The organism is Micromonospora fluostatini (assembly GCF_050410825.1).
Taxonomy (GTDB): Bacteria; Actinomycetota; Actinomycetes; order Mycobacteriales; family Micromonosporaceae; genus Micromonospora; species Micromonospora rosaria.
On sequence record NZ_CP191251.1, the window covers coordinates 5,523,482 to 5,549,341 of the forward strand.

General features: G+C 73.8%; 27 protein-coding genes, 3 tRNA genes and 1 pseudogene. 24 read left to right on the forward strand and 7 right to left on the reverse strand.

What is annotated here, in order from left to right:
- Positions 1-53: 53 nt before the first annotated feature.
- From ACQUFX_RS24450 to ACQUFX_RS24495, 10 genes are all read left to right on the forward strand, one after another.
- Complete coding sequence (locus ACQUFX_RS24450; RefSeq protein ID WP_428967065.1) at positions 54-629, forward strand: SAF domain-containing protein; 576 nt, start codon at positions 54-56, stop codon at positions 627-629.
- A 1-nt stretch (position 630) separates the two neighbouring features.
- Entirely contained in the window at positions 631-1,431 is an 801-nt protein-coding gene (locus ACQUFX_RS24455) for a P-loop NTPase family protein (protein WP_428962617.1), read from the forward strand.
- Positions 1,421-2,971: a CpaF family protein gene (locus ACQUFX_RS24460; RefSeq protein WP_428962618.1), complete on the forward strand. Its 1,551-nt coding sequence runs from the start codon at positions 1,421-1,423 to the stop codon at positions 2,969-2,971. Before ACQUFX_RS24455 ends, ACQUFX_RS24460 begins: the two co-directional genes overlap by 11 nt.
- Positions 2,972-3,008: 37 nt before the next feature.
- Entirely contained in the window at positions 3,009-3,908 is a 900-nt protein-coding gene (locus tag ACQUFX_RS24465) for a type II secretion system F family protein (RefSeq protein ID WP_428962619.1), read from the forward strand.
- Complete coding sequence (locus ACQUFX_RS24470; protein WP_428967066.1) at positions 3,908-4,771, forward strand: type II secretion system F family protein; 864 nt, start codon at positions 3,908-3,910, stop codon at positions 4,769-4,771. The genes ACQUFX_RS24465 and ACQUFX_RS24470 overlap by 1 nt, the downstream gene beginning before the upstream one ends.
- Positions 4,772-4,797: 26 nt before the next feature.
- A complete protein-coding gene (locus ACQUFX_RS24475) occupies positions 4,798-4,998 on the forward strand; it encodes a hypothetical protein (protein ID WP_428962620.1) in 201 nt (66 codons plus the stop codon).
- 8 nt (positions 4,999-5,006) lie between these two features.
- A complete protein-coding gene (locus ACQUFX_RS24480; RefSeq protein ID WP_428962621.1) occupies positions 5,007-5,507 on the forward strand; it encodes a TadE/TadG family type IV pilus assembly protein in 501 nt (166 codons plus the stop codon).
- A complete protein-coding gene (locus tag ACQUFX_RS24485) occupies positions 5,504-6,082 on the forward strand; it encodes a TadE/TadG family type IV pilus assembly protein (RefSeq protein ID WP_428962622.1) in 579 nt (192 codons plus the stop codon). The genes ACQUFX_RS24480 and ACQUFX_RS24485 overlap by 4 nt, the downstream gene beginning before the upstream one ends.
- An 86-nt stretch (positions 6,083-6,168) precedes the next feature.
- Positions 6,169-6,564, forward strand: a complete 396-nt coding sequence (locus ACQUFX_RS24490) for a pilus assembly protein TadG-related protein (RefSeq protein ID WP_428967067.1) — start codon at positions 6,169-6,171, stop codon at positions 6,562-6,564.
- A 14-nt stretch (positions 6,565-6,578) separates the two neighbouring features.
- On the forward strand, positions 6,579-7,685 hold the full coding sequence (locus tag ACQUFX_RS24495) for a LysM peptidoglycan-binding domain-containing protein (protein ID WP_428962623.1): 1,107 nt from the start codon (positions 6,579-6,581) through the stop codon (positions 7,683-7,685).
- 287 nt (positions 7,686-7,972) lie between these two features.
- Here ACQUFX_RS24495 and ACQUFX_RS24500 read toward each other — a convergent pair whose 3' ends face one another.
- The gene (locus ACQUFX_RS24500) at positions 7,973-8,917 is read right to left on the reverse strand and encodes a hypothetical protein (protein WP_428962624.1); all 945 of its coding nucleotides are present in this window, start codon (positions 8,915-8,917) and stop codon (positions 7,973-7,975) included.
- Positions 8,918-9,235: 318 nt separating this feature from the next.
- Here ACQUFX_RS24500 and ACQUFX_RS24505 point away from each other — a divergent pair, with 318 nt between their 5' ends.
- The 5 genes and pseudogenes from ACQUFX_RS24505 (at position 9,236) to ACQUFX_RS24525 (ending at position 12,782) form a co-directional block, all read left to right on the forward strand.
- Entirely contained in the window at positions 9,236-9,373 is a 138-nt protein-coding gene (locus ACQUFX_RS24505; protein WP_428962625.1) for a hypothetical protein, read from the forward strand.
- Positions 9,374-9,403: 30 nt separating this feature from the next.
- The gene (locus tag ACQUFX_RS24510) at positions 9,404-10,327 is read left to right on the forward strand and encodes an IS630 family transposase (RefSeq protein ID WP_428962626.1); all 924 of its coding nucleotides are present in this window, start codon (positions 9,404-9,406) and stop codon (positions 10,325-10,327) included.
- Positions 10,328-11,014: 687 nt separating this feature from the next.
- Positions 11,015-11,176: a hypothetical protein gene (locus ACQUFX_RS24515; protein WP_428962627.1), complete on the forward strand. Its 162-nt coding sequence runs from the start codon at positions 11,015-11,017 to the stop codon at positions 11,174-11,176.
- Positions 11,152-11,359 (forward strand): annotated as a pseudogene (locus ACQUFX_RS24520) (hypothetical protein); the annotation flags it as partial. The gene ACQUFX_RS24515 and the pseudogene ACQUFX_RS24520, both read left to right, overlap by 25 nt.
- Before the next feature lie 250 nt (positions 11,360-11,609).
- Positions 11,610-12,782, forward strand: a complete 1,173-nt coding sequence (locus tag ACQUFX_RS24525) for a helix-turn-helix domain-containing protein (protein WP_428962628.1) — start codon at positions 11,610-11,612, stop codon at positions 12,780-12,782.
- 62 nt (positions 12,783-12,844) lie between these two features.
- Here the strand turns inward: ACQUFX_RS24525 and ACQUFX_RS24530 are convergent, their stop codons facing one another.
- The 5 genes from ACQUFX_RS24530 to ACQUFX_RS24550 all read right to left on the reverse strand — a co-directional run bounded on the left by ACQUFX_RS24530 (position 12,845) and on the right by ACQUFX_RS24550 (position 18,632).
- Positions 12,845-13,696: a Rieske (2Fe-2S) protein gene (locus ACQUFX_RS24530; RefSeq protein ID WP_428962629.1), complete on the reverse strand. Its 852-nt coding sequence runs from the start codon at positions 13,694-13,696 to the stop codon at positions 12,845-12,847.
- A gap of 127 nt (positions 13,697-13,823) precedes the next feature.
- Complete coding sequence (locus ACQUFX_RS24535; RefSeq protein ID WP_428962630.1) at positions 13,824-14,675, reverse strand: SDR family NAD(P)-dependent oxidoreductase; 852 nt, start codon at positions 14,673-14,675, stop codon at positions 13,824-13,826.
- A gap of 37 nt (positions 14,676-14,712) precedes the next feature.
- On the reverse strand, positions 14,713-16,185 hold the full coding sequence (locus ACQUFX_RS24540; protein ID WP_428967068.1) for a dihydrolipoyl dehydrogenase family protein: 1,473 nt from the start codon (positions 16,183-16,185) through the stop codon (positions 14,713-14,715).
- 154 nt (positions 16,186-16,339) lie between these two features.
- On the reverse strand, positions 16,340-17,656 hold the full coding sequence (locus ACQUFX_RS24545; RefSeq protein WP_428962631.1) for a cryptochrome/photolyase family protein: 1,317 nt from the start codon (positions 17,654-17,656) through the stop codon (positions 16,340-16,342).
- A gap of 4 nt (positions 17,657-17,660) precedes the next feature.
- Positions 17,661-18,632, reverse strand: coding sequence for a phytoene/squalene synthase family protein (locus tag ACQUFX_RS24550; RefSeq protein ID WP_428962632.1), 972 nt, complete (start codon positions 18,630-18,632; stop codon positions 17,661-17,663).
- 64 nt (positions 18,633-18,696) lie between these two features.
- Here ACQUFX_RS24550 and ACQUFX_RS24555 point away from each other — a divergent pair, with 64 nt between their 5' ends.
- The 9 genes from ACQUFX_RS24555 (at position 18,697) to ACQUFX_RS24595 (ending at position 25,093) form a co-directional block, all read left to right on the forward strand.
- The gene (locus ACQUFX_RS24555) at positions 18,697-19,866 is read left to right on the forward strand and encodes a polyprenyl synthetase family protein (protein WP_428962633.1); all 1,170 of its coding nucleotides are present in this window, start codon (positions 18,697-18,699) and stop codon (positions 19,864-19,866) included.
- Positions 19,867-19,894: 28 nt separating this feature from the next.
- On the forward strand, positions 19,895-21,376 hold the full coding sequence (crtI, locus tag ACQUFX_RS24560; RefSeq protein WP_428962634.1) for a phytoene desaturase family protein: 1,482 nt from the start codon (positions 19,895-19,897) through the stop codon (positions 21,374-21,376).
- Entirely contained in the window at positions 21,373-21,993 is a 621-nt protein-coding gene (gene idi / locus ACQUFX_RS24565; protein ID WP_428962635.1) for an isopentenyl-diphosphate Delta-isomerase, read from the forward strand. The genes crtI and idi overlap by 4 nt, the downstream gene beginning before the upstream one ends.
- Positions 21,983-22,990: a MerR family transcriptional regulator gene (locus tag ACQUFX_RS24570; RefSeq protein WP_428962636.1), complete on the forward strand. Its 1,008-nt coding sequence runs from the start codon at positions 21,983-21,985 to the stop codon at positions 22,988-22,990. Before idi ends, ACQUFX_RS24570 begins: the two co-directional genes overlap by 11 nt.
- A 71-nt stretch (positions 22,991-23,061) precedes the next feature.
- Positions 23,062-23,853, forward strand: coding sequence for a polysaccharide deacetylase family protein (locus ACQUFX_RS24575; RefSeq protein ID WP_428962637.1), 792 nt, complete (start codon positions 23,062-23,064; stop codon positions 23,851-23,853).
- 143 nt (positions 23,854-23,996) lie between these two features.
- Positions 23,997-24,069: transfer RNA gene (locus tag ACQUFX_RS24580), tRNA-Glu, on the forward strand.
- A gap of 31 nt (positions 24,070-24,100) precedes the next feature.
- Positions 24,101-24,174: transfer RNA gene (locus tag ACQUFX_RS24585), tRNA-Asp, on the forward strand.
- Between the two features lie 101 nt (positions 24,175-24,275).
- Positions 24,276-24,349: transfer RNA gene (locus tag ACQUFX_RS24590), tRNA-Phe, on the forward strand.
- A gap of 225 nt (positions 24,350-24,574) precedes the next feature.
- Positions 24,575-25,093 (forward strand): SRPBCC family protein, encoded by a 519-nt coding sequence (locus ACQUFX_RS24595; protein ID WP_428962638.1) that lies wholly within the window; start codon positions 24,575-24,577, stop codon positions 25,091-25,093.
- On the opposite strand, the gene ACQUFX_RS24600 is transcribed toward ACQUFX_RS24595, so the two are convergent.
- Positions 25,090-25,812, reverse strand: coding sequence for a DUF2786 domain-containing protein (locus ACQUFX_RS24600; RefSeq protein ID WP_428962639.1), 723 nt, complete (start codon positions 25,810-25,812; stop codon positions 25,090-25,092). The two genes, ACQUFX_RS24595 and ACQUFX_RS24600, sit on opposite strands and share 4 nt — an antisense overlap.
- Positions 25,813-25,860: the final 48 nt, after the last annotated feature.

Consider the following 25,860-nt stretch of genomic DNA (forward strand, 5'->3'; position numbering starts at 1 on the left):
CCGGCCCGGTGGACGCGCCGGTGGTACCCCCGAAGGTGGTCCGGCAGCGCCGGATGCGCCCGGGGCTGCTCGGCCTGGCGGTGCTGCTGATCGCCCTCGGCGGGCTGGGCTCGGCGTTCGCGGTCACCTCGGTCCGCGCCACCGGCAGCTACCTGGCGGTCGCGCGGGCGGTCGAGGTGGGCCGGGAGATCCGGGCCGACGACCTGGTCACCGTGCAAATGGCCGGTGGGCAGGGGCTGTCACCGGTGGCCGCGAGCCAACTCGACGAGGTGGTCGGCAAGCGGGCGGCGGTGGCGCTGACCCCCGGCACCCTGCTCACCATGGCCCAGCTCACCGACGACCCGCTGCTCGGCCCCGGGCAGCAGCAGATCTCGCTGGCCCTCACCCCCGGCGAGGTGCCGGCGCGCACCCTCAGCCCCGGCGACAAGGTCCTGCTGGTCACTACCCCGGACCGCAACTCCGACAGCCGGGGCCCCGGCACCCGGTTCGAGGCCACCGTGATCGAGACCGCCACCCCGGAGGCCACCAGCGTGGTGGTCTACCTGGCGCTGCCCAGCCGGGACGTGCCGGCGGTGGTGGTGCTGGCGGCGCAGAAGCGGATCGCGCTCGTGCTGACGAAAGCGGCCTGACATGGCGATCGTCGCGCTGGTCTCCGCGAAGGGCTCGCCGGGCGTCACCTCGTCCGCCCTGGCCTGCGCGTTGACCTGGCACCGACGGCTGGTCCTCGCCGAGTGCGACCCGGCGGGCGGCTCGATCATGGCCGGGTACCTGCGCGGGACCCTGGACGGCCCCCGGGGCATCGGCGAGCTGGCCGTCGGTGAACTGCGCGACGGCAACCTGGAGCAGGCGTTCTGGTCCCAGCTCGTCGACCTGGACGCGCCGAAACGGGAGCGGCTGCTGCTGCCCGGCGTGGTCGACCCCGCCCAGGCCGGCAGCGTCACCCCGCTCTGGCAGCGGTTCGCCGACTTCTTCACCGACCTGGAACGGGGCCAACCGCCGTACGACGTGCTGGTCGACTGTGGTCGGCTGAACGTCGCCGGCCCACCCTGGCCGATCCTGCGGGCGGCCACCGTGGTCCTCCTGGTCACCCGGGCCAACCTGCCCGACCTCTCGGTCACCCGGTCGACGGTCCGGGCCATCGAGCGGGACCTCGTCGAGCACCGGGTACCCCCCGGCACGTTGCGCCTGCTGCTGGTCGGCGACGGGCACGGCACCGGCGAGATCAGCAAGGCACTACGGGTACCGGTGATCGCCCGGTTGCCGCACGACCCGCGTACCGCCGAGGTGCTCACCCTGGGCGGCACCGTACGGGGCAACCGGCCGCTGATGCGCGCGGCCGGCGCGCTGGAGGCGCCGGTGCGCGCCCTGCTGGACCAGCGCCTGGCCCGACTGGCCTGGCCGGCCGGCGAGGAGGTGCCGGGTGCGGTTTGAGCCGGTCCAGCACGACCCGCGCGGCCCGCAGCCCGGGGCGGTCACCTCCACGGTCCCGCCCCTGGCCGTGGCGAACGGTCATCCGCCGCAGGGCGGGCAGCGCCCGCAGCCGGCCCCGGCTCCGGTCGTGACACCCCCGCCACCGGAGGCCCCGCCGCGCCGGGCCGACTTCGCCGTGGTCCGGGAACTGCGCCGGCAGCTCAGCGAACGGCTCACCCTGTGGCAGCGCGGCCGGGAGTTCACCGTCGAGGAGGAGGACGTCGAGCGGGCCCGGCTCGCGGTGACCGTGGTCGCCGAGTACGCCGACGCGGTCCGCCGGGCGGGCACCCCGATGCCGGCCGGCGAGGAGCGGCTGCTGCTCGACCAGGTGACCGCCGAGCTGGTCGGGCTGGGCCGGTTGCAGACCCTGCTCGTCGACACCTCCATCGAGGAGGTGCACATCCTCGGCTGCGACCGGGTGCGCATCACCCGGCACGGCGGCGGCGTCGACTGGGGCGAGCCGATCGCCGACAGCGACGCCGAACTGGTGGAGATCCTCCAGGCGGCGGCCCGCCGGGCGGGTGCCACCGAACGGTCCCTCTCCACCTCCAAGCCCACCCTGGACCTGCAACTCCCCGACGGCAGCCGGCTCGCCGCGGTGTTCCTGGTCAGCCAGCGCCCGTACGCGGTGATCCGCAAGCACAACACCCTCGACGTCAGCCTGGACGACCTGGCCGGGGCGCGGGCCGACCTGGACGAGATGATCGACCCGCTGCTGCGCGACTTCCTCCGCGCCTCCATGCGGGCCGGGCTGAACATCATGGTGGCCGGGCTCGCCGGGGCCGGGAAGACCACGGTGATCCGGGCGCTGATGGGCGAGATCCCGCCGGACGAGCCGTTCGTGCTGCTGGAGGAGAGCCGGGAACTGCTGCCCACCCAGCACGGCGGCCGGCACCGCGCGGTGATGAGCTTCGAGGCCCGGGAGGGCCACGGCGAACGCGGGCTCGACGGCCGCCCGGCGGGCGAGGTGAGCATCGCCGACCTGATCCCGGTGTCGCTGCGGATGGGCGTGCTGCGGATCATCGTCGGCGAGGTGCGGTCCCGGGAGATCGTGCCGATGCTCCAGGCGATGACCACCAGCCGGGGCTCGATGTGCACCATCCACGCCCGTACCCCGGCGGGGGTGGGCGAGCGGATCATCGAGCTGGCGCTCTCGCACGGCCGGGAGATGACGGTGGACCAGGCCCGCCGGATGGCCGGCAACGCCCTCGACCTGATCGTCTACGTCACCGTCGAGGACGAGACCGCGATCGGTGGGCGCAAGCACCGCTTCGTCTCGCACGTCGAGGAGGTGATCGGCGTGGGCGACGGCAACCGGATCACCACCACCGCCGTCTTCGGGCCCGGCCCGGACGGCCGCGCCGTCCCCCGGCACCTGCCCGAACGGATCCGCGACCAGTTGCTCCGGGTCGGCTACGACGCCCGCCTGCTGAGCCGCTGGGTCGAGGCCGGGGCCGGGGCCTGGCGTCGGCCCCGCAACAGCCGACTGGCCCGGCGGTGATCCCGGTGCCGGTCCCGCCCGCCCCCGAGGTGCCCCGATGACCGCGAACATCGAACTGATCGCCGTCGTCTCGGGGGCGGCCTGCGTCGCCGGGCTGATCCTCGCCGTCGTCGCCGTGGTCGGCACCCGCCGGCCCCGCTCCCGCCCCGGCTCCGGGCCCGGCCTGCGCCGGCTCTGGCTCGGCTCCGGCACCGGTCGCCGCGAGCAGCGCCGCTACCAGAGCCAGTTGCTCGGCGCGGTGCTCGGCGGCGCGTTGGTGTTCCTGCTGACCGGGTTGCCGGTGGCCGGCCTGCTGGTCGCCGTCGCGGTGCCGGGGGTGCCGTGGCTGTTCGCCGTCGGCCGGGCCGAGCAGCGGGCCATCGCCCGGATCGAGGCGGTCGGCGAGTGGACCCGCCGGCTGAAGGACGTCTCCGCCATCGGCCAGGGCCTCCAGCAGGCCATCGTCAGCACCGTCACCACCGCGCCCGAGGAGATCGAGGAGGAGGTGCGGGTGCTCGCCGCCCGGCTCCAGGCCGGCTGGGCGGCGCGGGCCGCCCTGCTCGCCTTCGCCGACGAGATCGGCGACCCGGTCTGCGACCAGGTGGTGGCCGCGCTGATCCTGCACCTGACCGACCGGGGCGAGCGTCTCGGCGACGTGCTCGGCGCGATCGCGACCGCCGCCTCGGCCGAGGTGGCCACCCGGCGGGAGATCGAGGCCAAGCGGACCCAGCCCCGGTTCGCGGTCCGGTTCCTCACCGGGATGACGCTGGCCAGCCTGGCGTACGGGCTGCTCAACGCGGAGTACATGCGCCCGTACGGCACCCCCACCGGGCAGTTGGTGATGATCGTCCTCGGGTCCGCCTTCATCGGCCTGCTGGTCTGGGTGCGCAACCTGAGTCAGCCGCCCCGGCCGGCCCGCTTCCTGCCCGCCCCCGATCCGGAGGAGGCGCTGCGGTGATCCTCAGTTGGCAGCTCACCCTCGCCGTGCTCGGTGGCGGCGCGATCGGGTTGGGCCTCTTCCTCCTCGTGCAGGAGGCACTGCCGGCCACCCCGGCGCTCGGCCCGGCGCTGCAACGGCTGCACCAGCCGCCGGGCGCCGCCCGGTCCACCACCGGCCGCCGGCTGGACTGGCTCGGCGGGTTCGCCCGGTGGGTCCGCCCACCGCACCAGGAACTGGCCCTGATCGACCGGACCCCGGAGCAGTACACCCTCTCCCTGCTGCTCTCCGCCCTGGTCGGGCTGGCCGCGCCGACGCTGCTCGGGGCGGTGCTCTTCCTGTCCGGCACCAGCCTGCCGCTGGTGGTACCGGTCTTCGGCGGGATCGGCGCGGCGGCGCTCTGCGCCCTGACCGCCCACCGGGACGTGCTCGCCAAAGCCGAGGCGGCCCGCGCCGAGTTCCGCCAGGCCGTCTGCGCCTACCTGGACCTGGTCGCGCTGCAACTCTCCGCCGCGCACGGGCCGGTGCAGTCCCTGGAGCGGGCCGCCCAGGTCTGCGACGGCTGGGTCTTCGACCGGATCCGGGAGTCGCTGCGGATGGCCCAGATGCAGATGCACTCCCCCTGGGACGAGTTGCGCGACCTCGCCGAGAAGCTGGGCACCCCGGAACTCGGCGACGTGGGCGCGATCATGCGCTCCTCCGGCAGCGAGGGCGCGCAGGTGCACGAGACCCTGCGCAACCGGGCCGACGCGCTGCGCGACCAGATCCGCACCGACAACCTGGCCCGCGCCGAGGGGGTGACCAGCCGGCTCGACATCCCCGGCGCGCTGCTGGTCTTCGTCCTGCTCGGCTTCGCCGTCTACCCCTTCGTCGCCCGCCTGTAATCCCTCCCCGTTTATAGGAGTACGTCATGCGTCTCGTCGCCTACCTGCACATCCTGGTGCTCGACCGGCTCGCCGAGCTGCGCCGCGCCGGTGACCGGGGCGACAGCCCGGTCCCCACCGCCGTGATCATCTTCGGCCTGGTGGCCGCCGCGATCGCGGTCACCGCCCTGGTCAGCACCAAGGCCCAGGAGTGGATGAACAAGATCCCGGGCCCGGGTGGGAGCTGACGACTCAGATGTGGTGCCCGACCCTGACAGCAGCCCACCGGGTGGCGACGGCCATCCGGTGGCCCCGGCCCGCCCGCCGCCCGGCGACGACCGGGGCCCTGCGGTCCCGGCTGCTCGCCCACGGCGCGGACCGGGGGGCCAACCCGGTCGAGCTGGCGGTGGTCATGCCGGTGGTCCTGCTGCTGTTGTTCGCCTCGATCCAGGCCGCGGTCTGGTTCGTCGCCCGGGCCACCGCGTTGAACGCCGCGCAGAGCGCGGTCACCGCCCAACGGGTCCACCAGGCCCCCGCCGGAGCCGGCGAGGCCCGCGCCGCCGCCTTCCTCACCGCCGCCGGGGACTGGCTGGTCGGCTGGAACCAGCCGGGGCCGGACTGCGTCGTCACCGCCACCGAGGTCACCTGCACGGTCACCGGCCGTTCCCTGTCGGTGATCCCCGGGGTCAGCTTCCCGGTCCGGCAGACCGCGCACGGCACCGTCGAGCGCTGGACCACCGCCGGAGGCCCCCCGTGACCCCGCCGGCACCGACCAGCCGGGCGGGCACACTCCACCGGCCGAACGCCCCCGACCAGCCGCACGCGGCGAGCCGAACGGGCACGGCGAGCCGAGCGGACGCGGCGGGTCGGGGGCGGGTCGAGCGCGGGTCGGTCTCCGTCGAGGTGGCGATCCTGACGCCCGCCTTCCTCGCGTTGCTCGTGCTGGCCGGGGTCGCGGGACGGACCGCGATCGCCGCCGAGGCGATCGAGTCCGCCGCCCACGACGCGGCCCGCGCCGCGTCGATCTCGCGGGACCCGGCGACCGCGCGGGCGGCGGCGACCGACGCGGCCCGGACCCAGTTGGACTGGCAGCGGCTCAACTGCGCCGGAGCGCCCGCGCTCACCTTCACCGGCTCGGTCGGTGGCCAGACGGTCAGCTTCGACACCGCCTTCGACACCACCGCCGGCCAGCCCAGCGCCGTATCGGTCCGGGTCACCTGCACCGTCTCCTTCGCCGACATCCGCCTGCCGGCGGTGCCCGGCATGCCGACCGAGCGGACCGTCACGGCCGTCTTCACCTCGCCGCTGGACCGCTACCGGAGCCGGCCGTGACCGGCCACCGGCACCCGTCCCCCGGTACGCCGGGCAGCCGGGCACGCCCGGCCGGGCCGGGGCGTCGTCGGGGCGACGACGGCCGGGTGAGCCTCTTCCTGGCGGTCGCCATGGCCGGCGTACTCGTGATCATCGGGCTGGCCTTCGACGGCGCCGGCCAACTCCGGTCGACGCAGCGGGCCGGGAACCTCGCCGCCGAGGCGGCGCGGGCCGGCGGCCAGTCCATCGACCGGGCCCGCGCCATCGCCGGGGGCAGCAAGGAGATCGACGAGGGCGACGCCCGGGTGGCCGTCAACAGCTACCTCGCCGCCGCCGGGGTCACCAGCCACACGGTCACCTTCCCGGTCATCGACGGGGAGAAGCACATCCGGGTCCGGGTCAGCGTCGCCTACGACCGGTTACTGCTCGGCCTCTTCGGCTTCGGGGACAGCGTCACCGTCTCCGGCGAGGCCACCGCCCGCACCCTCACCGAGGGTCCGTAGGAAGGAAGGCAGCCATGGCCGCACCGCGTGGCACCGCCGTACGGCGGACGGGACAGGTCCTCACCGGGCTCGGCGCGCTCGTCGTGCTCTGCGCGGTACTGGCCGGCGGGCCGGTGGCGCTCATCGCCCTGGCCGGGAACCCGCTCCCCGACCACGTACCCACCCTGGCCGAGATCGGCACCACCCTGACCAGCCGCGACGACGGTCGACTCTTCCTGCGGGCGCTGGCCGTGGTGGGCTGGTTCGGCTGGGCGACGTTCGCCTTCTCGGTCGTGGTGGAGCTCTCCGCGCAGATCTTCCGCCGCCGGGCTCCCCGGCTGCCGGGGATGCGCCACCAGCAGCGGGCCGCCGCCGCGCTGGTCGGGTCGATCGCGCTGATCATCGCGGCGAGCCCGGCGGCGACCGCCGCCACCACCCTGGCCGGCCCGTACCCGGTGGCAGCCGCCCCCGTCACCCAGCAGGTCACCCTCGCCCAGCAGGCCACGCTGGCGCAGCAGCCGACCGCCGCGCAGCAGGTCGGCCTGACCCGGCAGGCCGCCGAGACCGAGCCGGCCGTCAACCCGGTGTACCGGGTGGCGAAGGGCGACTACCTCGGCGCGGTCGCCGACCGGTACCTGGACGACTTCGGCGACTACCGCGAGGTGGCGAAGCTCAACCGGCTGAAGGACCCGGACCGGATCCGCCCCGGCCAGTTGCTGAAGCTGCCCACCGAGGCCGACGACGCGGGTGCCCGCGCGCACGCCAACGGGCGGCTGGTGGCCCGGCCGGCCGACCCGGCCCCGCCCGGCCACGACACCCCGGCCACGTCGCCCGTCCCGGATGCGGGCACCCCGGGCGGGCCGGGCGTCGCCCCGCCGCCCCCGCCGGCCGACATGCCGGTACCGGAGCCGCCGACGTCGCAGAAGTCGTCCGGTACGCCCCCGGTGATGGCGGTCGGCGCGTCCCGGGCCGGTGACGGCGACGGGGTGAACCGCCCGCTCGCGGTCTCCGCGGTGCTCACCGTGGCCAGCATCGTCGGCGCGCAGATCGGCGCCGTCCTGGGCCTGCGCCGCCGGCAGGCCGCTCCCCGGGCGGCGGCCCGGCCCGGCATCCTCCCCGGCGGCCGGCACCGCCGCGAATGAGCCCCCCCGGCACCGCCCGATGGTTCCCGGCTGGTACCCCCAGCCGGGAGCCGGGCGTGGTGAACGAGGTTCTCCGACCCCGAGATCCGGCCGGCCAAAAACCCTCTTTGTTCCCTATGCCCCGAATATTGTCGCCATCGAGACGAGCGCCGAGAGACCTTGGAGCCAAATGGCCCTCAGAGGGGCCGAAATCTTCCAAGGTCCGCTGCTGAGAGTTGGCGGTCCGCCACGTCGATGCCTGTCGCGACTTTCGAGCAGTCACCGCAGTACGTCGGAACGCTGTGCGGTTACCTGTAGCCACCAACGGGCGAGGTCTTGCTGTCGAGCATGGCAGCAGCGCGCTGGTCAAGACTCCTGGCGAAACGCGGCATTCGGGGGCCGAGGCTGCTCAGACACTTACGAATGTTCTGCACAGCGCCGTACGCTCTGCCGGACTTGACGTTGGACATCGAATCCATCGCCAGACCCCAGTTCTCGTTTGCCTGCCAGAGGCGCCCCTGCGCGTACTGCACGTCGGCAAGATTCGCCAGGGTGAGGGTGTGGATTCTTCGGTAGGCGTCCGCGTTCCGGGTCGAGACAGACCTCTTGAACTGCGCTTCTGCCCCCGACAGATCTCCCAGGTCGCGGAGGGCCTGTCCGGCCTGACTGGCCAGGGACGTCTCCGTGAAACCGCTCGTCCGGATCCAGGACGGCTCCCCGCCGGGTGCGGCCTTGACCAAGTGTTTCTCGGCTTCGACGATCGCGGAAGTCGCCCGGAACTTGTCGCGTGTCGCAGCGTGCCCGCGCGCCACGAGGATGGTGAAAAGTGCGGTGGCGGCAGGTGTCGCAAAGCCGTTCGACCATTCGAGCGCCGAACTCGCCAATTGGAGGGCCTGCCGACCGTGGCCGAGGTCGACAGCCTGATGAGCCATTGCTCGAAGGGTGAATCCGGCAAGCGCTCGGTCGTCTGCTTCGTTGGCCAACCTGAGGGCCTGGACATAGTAGCGTTGAGCCAGACCGTGCAGAGCCGAGTCGAAAGACTTCCAGCCGGCTAGATAGGCGAGCTCCGCAGCCACGCCGAACATTTCTCTGCGGCTTTCGTCGGACGCGAAGCGCCCACGAAGATATCCCTCTACATCTGACGTCAGGTACTGCACCACTGCGAGACGCGCGTGGCCGCCCCCGAATCTCTCGTCTGCCTTGCTGAACACCGAGAGCATGTCTCGTACGGCATCGATCTCACCACGCCCCACGGCGACAGCTCCAGCTTGCGCCCGCTGACCCCGCTCTGCGAACTCCTGCCAGGAGTCCAAGGGCACGGCGAGTGCGGCCAGCGAATACAAGGCGGAGAGCGCGAACGTTCGTCGTTCCAAGTCGGCCCTCCCGACCGTCACGAGGTCGGCGATTATGTCACGCGTCAACCAGTCCAGGCCACCTAGATCAGCATCCAGGCTACCTGTCGAGAGTAGACCTAGTGCCTCGTCTTGGAACGTCGAACGGGTAATCCGTCGGTTTCTGAGGATGGATCGGGCAGGCTGTCTCCCAGCACTCGTGGTGGGAGGTGATGGCCGGTGGGCAGACGGCCGGAGGTGTTCGTCCGACAGGTGTCGATGGCCGAGGGTCAGCGGTTGCAGAAGATCACCAGGACCGCAAGGGACCCGGTGAAGCTGCGGCGGGCGATCGTGGTGCTGATGTCCGCCCAGGGGTAGCCAGCCCCGGACATCGCCCACCTGCTGACGGTGACCGACGACTACGTGCGCGATGTGATCCACGCGTTCAACGAGCGGGGGTTCGACGCCCTGTCCCCAAAATGGAGCGGGGGCGCACCGAGACGGATCGATGAGCAGACCCGCGACTGGATCTGTGTCATCGCCCGGTGCGACCCCCGCTTCCTCGGCCAACCGTTCTCCTGCTGGTCGTTGGCCAAGCTGCGCGACTACCTCATCGCCGCCGGCTATGTCACGACGATCAGCGTCGAGACCGTGCGCCGTGTCCTGCACGAACGCGGGGTGACGTGGCAGGCCACCAAGACGTGGAAGGCCAGCACCGACCCCGACTTCACCTCGAAGATGCGCCGGATTCTGGACCTCTACGACCATCCACCCGCCGACGGCAGGGTGCTCTGCGTTGACGAGTTCGGGCCGTTGAATCTGCAACCCCGCCCCGGACGGGCCTGGCGACCCGTCGCACACCCGGTGCGACTACGGGCCACCTACACCCGCGACCAGGGCGTACGGCACATGATCGCCGCCCTGGACCTGGCTACCGGCAAGCTGCACTACCGCATCCGCGACCGCAAACGCTGGCGGGAGTTCCTGGCCTTCCTCAAGACCCTGCGCGCCCGCTGGCCCGACCAGAAGCTGTATCTCATCCTGGACAACTTCTCGCCGCACAAGCACCCCGAGGTCCGCGCCTGGTGCGCCGCCAACCGCGTCGACCTGGTGTTCCTACCCACGTATGCCTCGTGGCTGAACTGGATCGAGGCCGAGTTCGCCGCCGTGCGGTACTTCGCCCTCAACGGCACCGACCATCGCACCCACGCCGAGCAGGACGCCGCCCTCGGCGACTACATCCGCTGGCGCAACCAACGCGCCCGACCCAAGACCGGATTCGCCACCGGCTCCAAGATCCGCCACCCGGATTACCCGTTAAAGGCTGCATGACGAGGCACTAGATCCGTTGGATGCACCACATGGCCAAGTCGACGCGAGATCGCCTCGGCCAGGTAGTGCGGGGTTTGTCCGCTGGGCTGGACGCCGGCGATCCAGTGCGCGACGGTGGAGCGGTCACACGATGAAAGATCATCCTGATTTTCACGGGCGACAACTCGGATGGCCAAGGCGCAGGCCTCATAGGACCATCGGCACGCCTTGATCGCCGTCAACAGTCTGTCGTTACGCGGTCTGGGCGCTCGCGCCATTCCTGGCCTTCCCCACCGGCTCTGTGTTCAACGCGTTCAACATGTCCGTGAAGCCGTGAGGCTACCTAACACTACCGCGTTCTTGTTGACTGCATGTGATCCAAGCAGCACCGGAGGATGAGCGCGTCGTGGCAATAGATCACGGCCACGGCCAGCGACGGTGCCTTTGGCCCGCCGAAGTCAGCGCCACCGATGTTGCCGAGCGCAATCTCTTGGGAGGTCCCGTGGCCCCGCATACGAAGCACCGCCTCGGCCTGCGGAGGCTCTGGCCTTTCACGCGCCGCCGGGCGAGTCCACTCGACCGCCTCCGCACGGCGACGACCTGTCCCCAGCAAACGGGTGTCTACCGGGCCGTAGGGGTGGCGTGGGTGACCCTCCTGCCGGAACAGCCGTTGCCGCCCCTCGCCGGGAAGTATCGGAAGGAGTGCTCGTGAGAACGCGGCGGATGCCCCACCTCATCCAGCACGCCTGGTACGTCCTGGAGTACCACCGCCACCACCGCTGCCCGCACTGCACGGCCAACGACTGGTGTCCCGACGTCAGGGTCGCGCGCACCCGGATCACGGCATGGCGTCGCTACCGCCAGCAGTAGCCGGGCTCCGGGCCGGGGACCTGCTCCACCTCACCCGCGCCGCCAGCGTCCAGTTCGGCACCCCGATCATGTTCCGGCTGATCCGGGTCCTCGACCAGCCCACCTACCACGGGTGGCTATGGCTCGACGGCTACCAGGTCAACGACCACGGCGACGCGGTCGCCCGACGAGAACTCTTCGTCCGGCACGCCGGCATCCGACACCTCTCCACCCCGAACAGACCAGCACCGTCCACCACCGCATCCGCAAAGGAACCGGCGATGACCAGACGTACCCGCACCGACCCCGACCGGCCCACCGGCGCGGAGATCCAGGCCGCCGAACACGAGGCCGCGAAACAACGGATCCTCGCCCAGGCCGACGCCGAACGGACCCCACTGGACGACACCACCCGGGCCGTACCCGACCGCCCGCGACGGCAGCGGTGACAGAGGTGGGCGACGACCTGCCGGTCGGCCGGCGGGTGGCGTACTGGCGGGCACGGCGCAACATGTCCCAGCAGATGTTCGCCGACCGGCTCGGCAAGTCCAAGTCCTGGGTCGACAAGATCGAACGTGGCGTACGCCGCCTCGACAAGTGGTCCGTCCTGCAGGAGGTCGCCGACGCCCTCAACGTCAACCCCGACCATCTGCTGGGCGACGCTGCCGCAGCCCCACCCGATCGGCCGGCCGACGAGCGGGCCGCCGAGATCGGCACACTCCGGGCCGCGCTCACCCGCCATCCTGGACTGCTGCCGTCGGCAGTCGCACAGGTCGAACCATGCCGGTATCAGGCCCGACTCGACCACGCCGAGGCGGTCTACCAGCACGCTGAGTATCCCTCGCTGGTGCGGCTGCTGCCCGACCTGCTCGACGGAAGTCACACCCGTGAGATGCCCGCCGACCTGCGGGTCCGGGTGTACCGGCTCACCGCACGCATCGCGGTGAAACTGGCCGCGACGGAGTTGGCGTGGCTGGCGGCGGATCGAGGACTGGCCGTTGCCACGGCTGCTGACGATCCGCTGCTGGAAGCGGTCGCGGCCCTGCCCTTCGGTCAGGCGCTGCGGGCCGCCGGCCGGCCACGCTCCGCGTTCGAGACGACGGTCGTCGCCGCGCACCGGGTCACCCCGCTCACCGACGATCCGGGTACGCCGGACGAACGCTCAGCCTGCGCGGCGCTGCTCGTCCAGGCCGCCCTCGCCGCCGCCGAACACAGCGACCCGCAGACCGCGCGGGACCTCCTCGACGACGCCACGAGACTGACCGAGCCCGACGGGCCGGAGCGGGCCGCGGTCGACGCGGCGCGGGTCACCACCACCGCCGCCCTCGGCGATCATCGGGGCGCCGTCGACCTGCACGAAGCGCTGGCCGCCCGCTCGGTATGGCGGACGCTGTCGATCGAACACCGGGCCGCGTACCTGCTCGACGTCGCCGGGGCGTACCTGGCGGCCGGCGACGCCCCCGGCGCGTCGCGGATGCTGCGGGACGTCGACCGGATCGCAGCGCCGGAGGTGCGGGTACGTCCAGCCGGACGAACGATGCTGGCCCACGTGCTCGCCGGGTCGGCATTCCCGGACCCCTACCTGGTGGCGGTCGCCGAAGCCGCCGGGGTGCCCGGCGCATGGTGATGGAGCCACCGAGGCACCTCGCCCCTGACCGCGCCGGAGTCGACCAGGGCAGGCGGGGCCGGTCAGGGCAGGCGGGTCTGGAGGATGCCGTCGACCACCCGCGTCGGCAGGACCTGCTGGTCGTTGCCGGACGGGCCGTGCACCACCTCGCCGCCGTTGAGGCGGAACGCGCTGCCGTGCCAGGGGCAGACCACACAGGCGTGCCCGTCGATCTGCTGCACCTCGCCCTCGCCGAGCGGGCCGCTCTGGTGCGGGCAGCGCTCCAGCATCACGGTGACCTCGTCGCCGTGCCGGTAGAGGATCACCGAGACGTCGTCGATCGACCGGGTGATCAGCTTCCGCTGCGGCAGCGCGGCCAGGTCCGCCAGCGGATGCCAGCCGTCGCTGATCCGGTGCAGTTCGGAGATGCTCTGGTTGACCTGGGCACCCTGCTTGTACGCCAGGTGGCCACCGAGGTACGCCCCGGCGCTGGCGGCGCTCAGGCCGAGGTAGCTCAGGGCCCGGCCGAGGTTGTGCCGGCCGTTCAGCCGGGCGACCAGCGACCCGCCGTACAGCGCCAGCCCGACCAGGTTGGCGGTGGCGTGGACCAGGCCGACCCGGCGCTGGTCCGGGGCGAGGGCGGCCCAGTCGTTCAAGCCGGCCACGGCCGCCGGTACGGCCCCGGCGGTGCCGAGGGCGACCAGCGCGGTGGCGGACCGGCGCTGCCCCGGCAACAGGTCGACGGCGGCGGCGCTGAGCCAGGCGCCCACCGGAACCTGGACCAGCGCCGGATGCAGGGGATGGCCCAGCCAGACGCCGTGCAGGAAGTCCCGGACCCGCTGCGGGCGCAGGGTGGCCTGGACGGCGTGCTGCATCCGGTCGCCCACCCGGTCCAGCCCTCTGGCCTGTTCGATTCTCGTCAACAGTGCTCGCACGAGGGACGACTTCCCGGCAGCGGCGGCGGCAAACCGGTCACCGGCCACCAAAATGGCCGGGTCGCCGTTTCGGACCACGTGCCGCGCTCGCCGGAGGCCGAAAGCCCACCGGTGACCGGCCGGTCGGTCACCAGGTGCGCTTGCCGCCGCCGACCTGGACGACCTGCCCGGAGACCCAGCGGGCCTGCTCGGAGCAGAGGAAGACGACGACGTCGGCGATGTCGGCCGGCTCGCCCACCCGCCCGAGCGGGCTGAGCGCCGCCACCTGCCCCACCGCGTCGGCGTCCAGCCAGCCGGTCTGCACCGGCCCCGGCGCGACGACGTTGACCGTGACACCGGCCGGCCCGAACTCCCGGGCGGCCGTCCGGCTGAGGCTCTCCAGGGCGTGCTTGCTGGCCCCGTACGACACCTCGCCGGGGAACTCGGGGGCGGCGTCGGTGGAGATGTTGACCACCCGGCCCCAGGTGGCACCGCGGTCCACGTACCGGCGGTGGAAGTCGGCCATCAGCAGCGCCGGTGCGCGGGTGTTCACCGCCAGGTGGGCGTCCAGCCCGGCCGCGTCGAGGAGCGGGGCGGCCCGGTCCAGCGCGCGGGCGCCACCGGCCAGCAGGGTGTCCGGGCGGGCGTACGCGGCGTTGTTGACCAGGATCTGCACCGGACCGGCCGCCGCCTCGGCCCGGTCCAGGACCGTCCGGTACGCGGACGGGTCGGCCAGGTCGGCGGTGACCAGGGCGACCGTCGCCCCGGTGGCGCGCAGGTCGTCGAGCACCGCCGTGCCGTCGACGCCGGTCACGTCGGCGTACAGGTCGGCGCCGGGTGACCGGGTGAGGTCCGGCCGACCGGGGCGGCCGGGGGCGCAGACCAGGGTCACCGTCGCACCCTGCGCCGCCAGGGCACGCGCGGTGGCGGCGCCGATGCCAAGCGGACTGTTCGCCCCGGTGACCACCGCGTGCCGGCCGGCGAGCCCGGTATCGATCATGTCTGTCCCTCTGCCACTCGATGCTGCCGTCGGGCGGTCACCGCAGGGCGCGCAGGGCCTCCTCGACGGCCCGGTGGAAGGTGGGGTACGCGTAGATCATGTGCCGGAGCTGGCTGATCGGCACCGCCGCGTGCACCGCCACCGCCAGCCCGGAGAGCACCTCGCCGCCGGCCGGGCCGACCGAGGTGGCCCCGACCAGCACCCCCCGGTCGGCGTCGGCGACCAGCTTGATCAGCCCGTCGCCCCGGTGGATCCAGCCCCGGGTCGACGATTCGAGCGGGCTGACCCCGACCTGCACGTTGAGGCCGCGGTCGCGGGCCTGCCGCTCGGTGAGGCCGACCGCGCCGACCTCCGGGTCGGTGAAGGTGACCCGGGGCAGCGCCCGGTAGTCGGCCCGGGGCACACCGCCGGAGACTCCGGCCGGGCCGGTGCCGCCGGACGCCGCGCCGAGGGCGCCCACCGCGCCCCCCACCGCGCTGGCGGTACCGCTGGCGTCCGGCCCCGCCTCGGTGTGCCGGACGTGGTCGAGCAGGTCGGCGACGACGATCGCCGCCTGGTACATGGCGACGTGCGTGAAGGCGCCCTCACCGGTCAGGTCGCCGACCGCCCAGATCCCGGCGGCGGCGCGCAGCCGGTCGTCCACCGGCAGGTACCGCTGGTCGGCGGCCACGCCGACCGTGTCCAGGCCCAACTCGTCCAGGTGCGCCCGGCGGCCGGTCACCACCAGGAGCCGGTCACCGGTGAACTCCGCCCCGCCGGGGGCCCGGACGGTGAACCGCCCGCCGTCGTGGTCGACCCGCTCGGCGCGTACCCCGGTCCGGATCTCCACGCCGTCGGCGCGCAGCGCGGCGGCGGCCACCTCGGAGGCCTCCGGTTCCTCGACGGCGAGGACCCGGTCCGACGCCTCCAGCACGGTGACCGCGACCCCGAACCGGGCGAAGACCTGCGCCAGCTCCAGCCCGATCGCCCCTGCGCCCAGCACGAGCAGGCTGGCCGGCAACTCCTCGACCTCGATGGCCTGGCGGTTCGTCCAGTACGGGGTGTCGGCGAGGCCGTCGAGCGGCGGGATCGACGGCCGGGTACCGGTGCCGAGCACGATCCCGTGCCGGGCCTGGAACACCTGCTCGCCGACGCGGACCCGACCGGGCCCGTCGAGCCGGCCACTGCCCCGCACGAACCGCCCGCCCCGGCCCACGAAACGGTCCACCGCGGCGCGGTCGTCCCAGGTGTCGGTCGCCTCCTCGCGGATCCGCCGCGCCACCGGCGCCCAGTCCGGCCGGACCTGTGCCGTCCCGGCCAACCCGTCGACGCGGCGGGCCTCGGCGAGGGCGTTCGCCGCCCGGATCATCATCTTGCTGGGGATGCACCCCCAGTAGGGGCACTCCCCGCCGACCAGGTCACGCTCGATCCCGACCACGCTCAGCCCGGCCTCGGCGAGCTTGCCGGCGACCTCCTCGCCGCCCACACCCAACCCGACCACGACCACGTCGACAAGCTCCGGCTCCGCCACCCCGACAGCATCGCCGATCGCCCGACGCCCGGCCACCGCTGGACCGAATTCCTGGTTCGACCGGACAGCTCAGCCCGCCGGCGACCGGACAGCTCACGTCCCCCCGGCGACCGGGCGGCCGGGCGGGCCGCGCTCCGGCGGCGATGGGACCGACTCAGCGGAGCCAGGGCGGGGTGGGGCCGGCCGGCGGCAACGGCGGCGGGTAGTCGAGGGTACGGCGCAGCGGGTCGGGCAGTCGCCACGGCCGGTGCACGGCCGGCCCCCCGACCGCCGCCAGTTCCGGCACCCAGCGGCGCACGTACCGGCCGTCGGGGTCGTACCGCTCGGCCTGGCGGATCGGGTTGAAGCCCCGGTACGGCCGGGTGTCGTGGCCGGTGCCGGCCACCCACTGCCAGTTGCCGGCGTTGTTCGCCACGTCCCCGTCGAGCAGCCAGCGGCCGAAGACGGCCAGCCCGGCCCGCCAGTCCAGCCGGAGCTGCTTGGTCAGGTGGCCGGCGGTGATCAGCCGGGCCCGGTTGTGCATCCAGCCCTCGGCGCGCAGTTGCCGCATGCCGGCGTCCACGATCGGCACCCCGGTCCGCCCCTCGGTCCAGGCGTCCAGCGCCTCGGTGTCGTACCGCCAGTCCTCGGTGACCCCGGCGCGGTACGCGGTCCGGGCGAGCTGCGGGAAGGCGGCGGTGACCTGGTAGTAGAAGTCCCGCCAGCAGAGCTGCCGGACGAACGGGTGCGCCCGGTCGCCGGCCCGGTCGGCCACCTCCAGCGGGGAGAGACAGCCGAACCGCAGGTACGGGCTGAGCCGCGAGGTGCCGTCGCCGGCCAGGTCGTCGTGCAGGTCGGGGTACCGGTCGAGGACGGGCAGCCAGCCACGCAGCCGCTCCCGGCCGACGCTCTCGCCCCCGGCGACGGCGTCGGGCGACTCGCCGGCGGGGCGGGCCGGCAGCCGGCCCACCGGCACCCCGGCGGGCAGCTCGACCCGCTCCGGGGCGGCCAGCGCGGTCCGCCGGTCGGCGGCCTGCCAGGCCCGGAAGTACGGGCTGAACACCCGGTAGTGGTCCCCGCCGCCGGGGCGCAGCGCGCCCGGCTCGACCACGGTCAGCCCGGGAAAGGCGCGCAGGTGCAGCCGGTGCCGTTCGCACTCGGCGCGCAGCCGCCGCTCCCGCCGCCGGGCGTACCGGCTGACGTCGGCGGAGAGCGCCACCGCCTCGGCGCCCACCTGCCCGGCCAGCCGGATCGTCTCGGCCACCGGGTCGCCGTGCCGGAGCACCAGGTCACCGCCGCGTTCCCGCAGGCTGCCCCGCAGGTCGGCGAGACACTCGTGGAGGAAGCGGGTCCGGTTCGGCGACCGGTCGGCCAGCGCCGGGTCGAGCACGTGCAGCGGGACCACCCGGTCGAACGCCGCGCAGGTGGTGGCGAGCGCCGGGTGGTCGTGCACCCGCAGGTCGCGGGTGAACAGCACGATCGCGGTCCGCACGGGATCAGCCGAGCGCCGCCCGGTACGCCGCGCGGCTGTCGACGCCGTGGACCGGCGGCAGGTCGCCGGCGGGTGGTGGGCCGGGGACCACCACCGGGGTACCGGTCGGGGTGAGCAGGGCCCGTGCGGCCACCGCCATCCGACGACGCCGCGGCACGGTCGCCCGGCGGACGAAGACGTCGTACCCCTGGGCGGCGACCTCGTCGAGGATCCCGCCGTAGAGGGCGTACGCGGTCCGCATGCAGGACTGCGACGCGGGGTCGAGCAGGGTGATGCCGGGGGCGGCGGCCACGTAGTGCGCCTGGGCCCGGGTCACCTCGTACCGGACCAGGTCCCGGATCGGTTCGCTGGTCCGGCCCCGGCGGCGGGCGGCGAGCAGGTCCGCCCGGGTGACCCCGAAGGCGGCGAGGTCCTCGTCGGGCAGGTACGTCCGGCCCCGGTCCAGGTCCTCGGCGACGTCCCGGATGAAGTTGGTGAGCTGGAAGGCGAAGCCGAGGTGGCGGGCGGACTCCCGGGCCGCCGCCGGGTCGGCGCTGCCGAGGATCGGCAGCATCATCGTGCCGATCACCGCGGCCGAGCCCTCCATGTAGTCGAGCAGGGCGTCGTAGGTGCGGTACGAGGTGACGGTCAGGTCCATCGCCATGCTCTTGAGAAACGACGCGAAGTCGTCCCGGTCGAGGTCGAAGACGGCGATGGTGTGCAGCACGGCGGGGAGCAGCGGGTCGTGGACCGGCTGGCCGTGCAGGCCGGCGAGGAAACGGCCGGCCCAGTCGTCGAGGCGGGCGGCCCGCTCGGTCGGGGGCAGGTCCTCGGTGCGGTCGACGATCTCGTCGGCATACCGGGTGAAACCGTACAAGGCGTGCACATGCCGCCGTTTCCATGCGGGCAGCAGTCTGGTGGCGAGATAGTAGGTACGGCCGTGACGTCGGTGCAGCTCACGGCAGCGGTCATAGGCAGCGGTGAGGTCAGTGTCCACCGGCCCTCCTCAGATTCGACGCACCAATCGACGCAACTCGTAACCCTAGGGTACGCTCGCCCGCATGGCCAACGACGCAGTTGCGGGTAACGCGCTCCGCCTGGCGCCGGCCGGGCCGGCCGAGGGCGACGATCCGGTCCGCGCGGTCCTGGCCGCGTACACCCGGGACCTGGTCACGGCGGTGGACGAGACGCTGGCCGAGTTCCTCAGCACGGAAGTCGACGCACTGACCCGGATCGACGCGGCCATGGGCGGCTTCGCCGCCACCGCGCGGGACTGCGTCCTCGCCGGCGGCAAGCGGGTCCGGCCGACCTTCGCGTACTGGGGGTGGCGCGGCGCGGCCGGCGGCGACGAGCCGCTGTCCCCCGTCCTGCCGGCGCTGGCCGCGCTGGAGCTGCTGCACACCTTCGCCCTGGTCCACGACGACGTGATGGACGCCTCGGCGACCCGGCGCGGGCGGCCCACCGCCCACGTGGCGCTGGCCGCGCAGCACGCCGCCGCCGGGCACCGGGGCGACTCCGGCCGGTTCGGCGAGGCGGTCGCGGTGCTCGTCGGCGACCTCTGCATGGTCTGGGCCGACCGGCTCATGTCGTACGCCACCGTCGCCCCGGCCCGGCTCCTCGACGTGCGTCGCTGCTACGACCAGATGCGGGTGGAGACCGTCGCCGGGCAGTACCTCGACGTCCTCGGCGAGAGCGACGCGGGCAACTGGTCGGTGGACCGGGCGCTACGGGTGGCCCGCTACAAGACCGCCAGCTACACCGTCCAGCGTCCCCTGCTGTTCGGGGCCCGTCTGGCCGGCGTCCCCGCCGACGATCCGCTGGTCACCGCGTACACCCGCTACGGCCTGGCGGTGGGCGAGGCGTTCCAGCTCCGGGACGACCTGCTCGGCGTCTACGGCGATCCGGCGGCCACCGGCAAGCCGGCCGGCGACGACCTGCGCACCGGCAAGCCCACCGCGCTGCTGATGCTGGCCCGGCAGCTCGCCACCCCGGCGCAGCGCCGGGCGCTGGAGCGGGCCGTCGGCCCGGGTGCCGGGGCCGGGGCCGACGACCGGGAGATCGCCGGGCTGGCCGACCTGGTCGCCGCCACCGGGGCGGTCGACCGGATCGAGCAGATGATCACCGCCCGGGTGGCCGAGGCGCTGGCCGCGCTGGAGACGACGTCGATCGACCGGACCGCGCGGTTCGCGCTGATCGGCCTCGCCACGGCCGCCACCCGGCGGCAGGCATGATGAGCAGTCTTCCGAGGAGGTGGTCGGCGTGCGGACGGTGAGCGGACGGACGGACCGGGTGGTGGTCGTCGGCGCCGGTCTGGGTGGGCTGGCCGCCGCCCTGCACCTGGCCGGCAGCGGCCGGCAGGTGACCGTGCTGGAGCGGGAGCCGGTGCCGGGCGGCCGGGCCGGGCGGCTCGGCGTCGACGGGTACGAGTTCGACACCGGCCCGACCGTGCTCACCATGCCCGACCTGATCGCCGAGGCGCTCGGCGCGGTCGGCGAGGAGTTGGCCGACTGGCTCGACCTCACGCCCCTGGACCCGGCCTACCGGGCGTACTACCCGGACGGCTCCACGCTGGACGTGATCACCGACACCACCCGGATGGCCGCCGAGATCTCGAAGGTCTGCGGCCCCCGGGAGGCCGACGGGTACCTGCGCTTCGTCGACTACGCCCGGGAGCTGTGGCGGCTGGAACGGGCCGACTTCATCGAGCGCAACCTCGACGCCCCGACCGACCTGCTCACCGGCAACCTGCTGAAACTGCTCGCCAACGGGGCGTTCCGGCGACTCCAGACCAAGATCGGCCAGTTCTTCCGCGACCCGCGTACCCAACGGATCTTCTCCTTCCAGGCGATGTACGCCGGCCTCGCCCCGCACGACGCGCTGGCCATCTACGCGGTCATCGCGTACCTGGACTCGGTGGCCGGGGTGTACTTCCCGCGCGGCGGCATCCACGCGGTCTCCAAGGCGATGGCCGGCGCCGCCGAGAAGCACGGCGTGCAGGTGCGCTACGGCACCACGGTGACCCGGGTGCAGACCGCGCACGGCCGGGCGACCGGGGTGGTCACCGCCGACGGCGAACTGGTCCCGGCCGACGTGGTGGTGCTCAACCCGGACCTGCCGGTGGCCTACCGCGACCTGCTGCCGCCGTCGCGGCCCCGCCGGCTCGACCACTCCCCCTCCTGCGTGGTGCTGCACGTCGGCTCCCGACAGGAGTACCGCCGGATCGCCCACCACAACATCCACTTCGGTCGCGCCTGGAAGGGCACCTTCGACCAGGTGATCCGACGCGGCGAACTGATGACCGACCCGTCGTTGCTGGTCACCAACCCGAGCCGGACCGACCCCTCGGTCGCCCCCGCCGGCCGGCACACCTACTACGTGCTGGCCCCGGTGCCGAACCTGGACCGGGCCCCCTTCGAGTGGCGCGGCGACCTCACCCGCCGCTACTCCGACCAGCTCATCGGGACCCTGGAGGAACGCGGGTACGTCGGCTTCGGCGACGGCGTCGAGGTGCTGCGAGCGGTCACCCCGGCCGAGTGGGCCGAGCAGGGGATGGCCGCCGGCACCCCGTTCGCCGCAGCGCACAGCCTTTTCCAGACCGGGCCGTTCCGCCCGTCGAACCTGCACCGCACACTGTCCAACGTGGTTTTCGTAGGCTCGGGTACCCAACCGGGGGTCGGCGTACCGATGGTGCTCATCTCCGGCAAGCTCGCCGCCGCCCGCGTCACAGGAGGTACCGCATGACGTCCCGGGAGGGACATCTTGTGGAGTTGGTCGACCACACCGGCCGGGCGCTCGGCAAGACGACCGTGTCGGCCGCCCACCAGCCTCCCGGCCAGTTGCACCGGGCGTTCTCGGTGCTGCTGACCGACGCCGCCGGCCGGGTGCTGCTGCAACGGCGGGCCGAGGTGAAGACCCGGTTCCCGCTGCGCTGGGCGAACTCCTGCTGCGGCCACCCGGAGCCGGGCGAGGCACCGGCGACGGCCGCCAACCGCCGGCTCGGCGAGGAACTGGGCGTCGGTCCGGTCGAACTGACCGAGGTCGGGGTCTACGTCTACTACGCCGAGGACCCGGTCACCGGCCGGGTCGAGTACGAGTACGACCACGTCCTGCGCGGGGAACTGCCGGCCGACGCACCGGTACGCCCCGACCCGGCCGAGGTGGCCGAGCTGCGCTGGGCGGACCCGGCCGCCGTGGCGGCCGACCTGGCGGCCGACCCGCAGCCGTACGCGCCCTGGCTGGGCGGCGTGCTCGACCCGCTGCTCCGGCCGACGGCCGACCACGGTCCGACGGCCGACCACGGTCCGGCGCGGTCGGCGGGCGCGACGGACGACGGTGCGGAGCCGTCGGGTGGTCGATGAGGCGCTGAGCGCGGGGGCGGTCGCCCGCCGACTGGGGGTGGCCGTCACCACGCTGCGTACCTGGCACCAGCGGTACGGCCTCGGGCCGAGCCAGCACACCCCCGGACACCACCGGCGCTACACCCCCGCCGACCTGGCCCGCCTGGAGATCATGCGGCGGCTCACCGCCGAGGGGATCAGCCCGGCCGAGGCGGCCCGCTGGGCCCGCCAGGCCCCCGACCTGGCCCCGACCCCCGACCCGGGCCCGCCTCGGCTGGCCACCGGCACCCGGATCGACGGCCCCGGCCCTGGCACCGGCACCGGGGCCGGTGGCACCAGAACCGACGGCACCGGGCGGGACGGTGGCGGGGCCACCATCCCGGTCGGCCGGGCCGGGCCGGCCGCGCGCGGGCTGGCCCGCGCCGCCATGCGCCTCGACGCGGTGTCGATCGCCACCACCATCGCCCGTTCGCTGGCCGCCGACGGGGTGATCGCCACCTGGGACCGGCTGCTCCGGCCGGTGCTCGTCGGGATCGGCGAACGGCACGCGGCCACCTCCCGGCTGATCGAGGTGGAGCACCTCTTCTCCCGGTGCGTGTCGGAGGCGTTCGCCATGGTGACCCGGTCCGGCACGACCACCGGCCCGGCCCGGATCCTGCTCTCCTGCGCCGACGAGGAGCAGCACAGCCTGCCGCTGGAGGCGCTGGCCGCCGCGCTCACCGAGGCCGGCACCGCGTACCGGATGCTCGGTGCCCGGGTGCCCCCGGCCGCGCTGGTCGAAGCCGTGGACCGGACCGGCCCGGCGGGGGTGGTGATCTGGTCGCACACCCGGGCCACCGCCGACCCGCACCAGCTCACCACCCTGCTCGCCGTCCCCCGCCGGCCGCTGCTGGTGCTCGCCGCCGGGCCGGGCTGGCGGGCCGACACGCTGCCGGCCGGGGTGGTCCGCCCCGTCGACCTGGCCGAGGCGGTCTCGCTCGCCGTCGCCGTCCGTGACGCCCTGGAACAGTCGGCGTAACCGGCCCTGCCGCGATCAGGGGGCCTCCACTAGCGTCGGGGAGTCCGTGTACCCCCTCACCCGGAGCGAGAATGCCCTTTCGCGCCCCCCTCGCGCTCGTCCTCGGTCTGCTGCTGCTGGTCACCGGCTGTGGTCGGGCCGGTAGCCGACCCGGCTCCGGCACCGCCGCCCCCGCCTGGTCCACCGCCCCGTCGCCCACCCCGACACCGGTCGCCACGCCGAGCCCGAAGCGCACCGGCCCGCCCCCGCCGGTGCGCCCCCGCCCCACCGGGCTCCCCGCCGGGCTGCGCAAGACCACCGGGGTACGCGGGGTGGCGCTGACCTTCGACGACGGGCCCGACCCGGTCTACACCCCCCAGGTGCTCGACCAGCTCCGGGCGGCCCGGGTGAAGGCGACCTTCTGCGTGATCGGCAGCCGGGCCCGCCGTTACCCGGAGCTGGTCGCCCGGATCGCCCGGGAGGGACACCAGCTCTGCAACCACAGCTGGAACCACGACATCGAGCTGGGCCGGCGGCCCAAGGCCGCGATCCGGGCCGACCTGAGGCGGACCAGCGCGGCGATCCGGGACGCCGTGCCGGACGCCAGGATCCCGTTCTACCGCCAGCCGGGCGGCCGGTGGACCGCCGAGGTGGTGGCGGTCGCCAAGGAGCTGGGGATGCGCTCGCTGCACTGGACCGTCGACCCGCAGGACTGGGCGAAGCCCACCGGCCCCACCATCACCAAGCGGGTGACCACCGCCGCCCGCCCCGGCGCGGTGGTGCTGCTGCACGACGGGGGTGGTGACCGTCGCGCCACGATGAGTGCCTGCCGGCACGTGATCAAGGACCTCAAACGCCGGTACGGCATCGTCAAACTGCGTTGACCTGCGGTTTCATGGGCCGGGACCCCCTGCGCCATACCGGTTTGGTCGACCGGTCGGCCATCACGTATGCTTTGCAAGCCTCCGGCGGGGCCGGATGGGAGCAAGTCCGCTAGAAGTTGCGAGTGTGCAATGATGGCGGGGCCGCCCTCATCGTCTAGCGGCCCAGGACGCCGCCCTTTCAAGGCGGTAGCACGGGTTCGAATCCCGTTGGGGGCACGGTCCGGCTTCGGCCGGAGGCAACACGCAAGGTCCTGTGGAGCAGTTGGAGTGCTCGCCGCCCTGTCAAGGCGGAGGTCGCGGGTTCAAGTCCCGTCAGGACCGCAAACGCTGACGCCGCGTGCACATCGCGCGGCGTTCTGCGTATCGGCCCATGTGCCCCTCGGGCGGCGACCCCGTCCACCGGGTACGATGAGCCGAGACCCGGCCAGGTAGCTCAGTTGGTACGAGCGTCCGACTGAAAATCGGAAGGTCGGCGGTTCGACCCCGCCCCTGGCCACCTAGCCTTTCGCCGGGCTACCAAGATCCCCACCAGCGGAAACGCCGGTGGGGATCTTTGCGTACCCCCCCCGCCCGCCGTCCCCACCCCACCCCTCGCCCCCGCGATCTTGCAGTTGCCGCCCGGACATAAGCCGCATGAGGCGCGTCCGAGGGGCCCGAAGTGCACGATCGTGCAGGAAGGGGCGGGTGCGAGGGGGCCTACCAGCGGGTATGGTCCGGGCGTATGGGGCAGGGGAGCACGGACATCCGGCAGGAGACGGCGCGGTACTCGCTGCACAGCATGCTCCTCGTGGCGGCGTCGCCGGAGCGGGCGTTCGCCGTCTTCACCGGCGAGCTGGCGGACTGGTGGGTGCGGGAGTACACCTGGTCCGGGCCGGTCGCCCTGGTCGAACTGGGCGTCGAGCCGCGCGCCGGCGGGATGCTCTACGAGATCGGCCCGTACGGGTTCCGGTCCGACTGGGGCCGGGTGCTCACCTGGGACCCGCCCCGGCGGTTCGTCTTCACCTGGCAGATCGGCCCCGACCGGGTGCCGGTGCCCGATCCGGCGCTCGCCAGCGAGGTGGAGGTCCTCTTCCTGCCCGACGACGACTCCGGGGGCACCCGGGTGGAGGTCGAGCACCGGCACTTCGACCGGCACGGCACGGCGGCCGAGGGGTACCGGGAGGCGCTGACCGCCGGCTGGCAGGAGTTGCTGACCCGGTACCGGTCCTCCCTCACCGGCGGGCCCACCGCACCGGTCTAGCCCGACGGCGGCAGTCGGCGGGGTTCCTGGTGCCCGGGCATCCGGCGACCACCGAGGTCGGCCCGCCGCCCCGCCTCGGCGCCGGAGCCGAACCCGCGCCCGGCCAGCCGACGCCGGGGGGCGGTCCGCAGCCGGGGGTAGACCTCGGCGAGCCGACGCCGCACCCGGTCCGACCGGTCGGCCAGCACCAGGGCGTACGAGGGCCCGCTGCTGGCCGCCCCGCCGTGCGCGGCGGCGTCCGCCTCGGCCGTCCGCAGCCGCTCGGTCACCACCTGCGCGAACCCGGCCAGCCAGGAGCGGCGGAACGCGGCCGGGTGCTCGCCGGGCGGTACGGCCGCCGCCGCGAGCCCGTGCGCGGCCTGCACCAGCAGTGACGTGAAGAGCAGGTCGACCCGTTCCAGGTCGCTGGCGAAGCCGAACAGGTGCATCGCGAAGCCGCTGCCCTGCTGGCGGCGCACACTGCGACAGCGCATCGGCTCGGCGACTGCGGCGAGCAGCCCGGCCTTGTCCCGGGCGTACGGGGCGGGCACGTCGACCACCCGGTCGCCCACCGGGTCCACCGCCGGGTCACGGGCGGCGAGCAGAGCCTGGTCGACGCCGTACCGGGCGATCAACTCGGTCGCCTTGGCGGTGAACGCGGCGGACTCGGCCGGGGTGCAGGCCGGGTCCTCGGCCTTGGCGAGCAGCTTGCGCACCTTGCTCAGGATGGCCTCCGACATGCACCAGAGCTATCACACCGGCCGGGCCGAGCAGGGGGGCGACAGTCA